General features: G+C 65.7%; 1 protein-coding gene. It reads left to right on the forward strand.

Features of this window, described 5'->3' with window-relative positions; all coding sequences use genetic code 11:
* Positions 1-304 precede the first annotated feature (304 nt).
* A partial coding sequence (gene glcC, locus AC4FAH_RS07600) for a transcriptional regulator GlcC (RefSeq protein ID WP_490245841.1) occupies positions 305-1,101 on the forward strand: 797 nt, incomplete at its 3' end.

The following is a 1,101-nucleotide window of genomic DNA, read 5'->3' on the forward strand; positions in this document are numbered from 1 at the left end:
TGCGGGGTTCGAGCGAGTCGCCTGTCGATTCCGCCGCACCTGATCTGCACACAATCTGGCCTGCCTCCCCGGCCTTGTCCATGCTTCACATCAGTGGTCTGACCAGACATTCGTCTAGTGTTTGTGCAAGGAAAACCACGCTTTACTGGCCTCACGCCCGCAGCCATCAGGCGGCTTTGCGTCACTCGATCGACAGGTCTGACCAGTCGGAAATCTCCAGGCGCTGCCAGCGGGTTGATCAAGTGCCACGAGCGGGTTGATCAAGGCCCAGCACACAAAGGTCGAGCAAAAGGGGAGGGGCAGGATGCTGCGAACCATCGCCGAGTCAGGAGCTGACCCCCGCGCTGCGGATCAGGCCGCGGCGCGTCTGGAGCAATTGATTCTGGACGGCGTGCTCAAGCCCGGGCAGATGATCCCCTCGGAGCGCCGGCTATGTGAGCGGCTGGGCATCTCGCGGGCCTCGCTGCGCGAAGGGCTCAGGCTGTTGCGTGGCAAGGGCATCATCGAGACGCGTCATGGCAAGGGCTCGAGCGTCGCGGCGCTGTTGCCGAGCGGCGATATCAGCCCGCTGATGCACCTGTTTCGGGATCAGCCGCGCACCCTGTATGACCTGCTGGAAGTGCGGGCCCTGCTGGAAGGGCAGTCGGCGCGACTGGCCGCCCAGCGCGGCACGCCGGCGGATAGAGTGCTGATCCGGCGTCATTACGAGGCGATGGCGGCCTGCGTGCGCGAGTATCCGCCCGACTTCGCGTCCTCAGCGCCGGGCGATGAGGCGCTGCCGGATGCCCAGCAGCTGGCGCGTCACGACCACGCCTTCCACCACGCCATCTGTGAGGCGTCCCACAATCCGGTGCTGGTGCATACGCTCAAGGGCATCAATGACCTGCTGCTCAGCTCGGTGTTCGCCTCGCTGCGCAATCTCTACCATCGCCCGATTCCCCGCGGCCAGATCAATGCCCAGCACACGGCCATCTACCGCGCGGTGATGGACCAGCAGCCGGAGGCGGCAGAGAAGGCGGCGCTGGAGCATCTGCACAGCATTCGCGACAACCTGCGCGAGCTGGAGGCGGAGGACGAGCGGCTGGTGCGCTCGGCCATGCG

This window comes from Cobetia sp. (genome assembly GCF_983723665.1).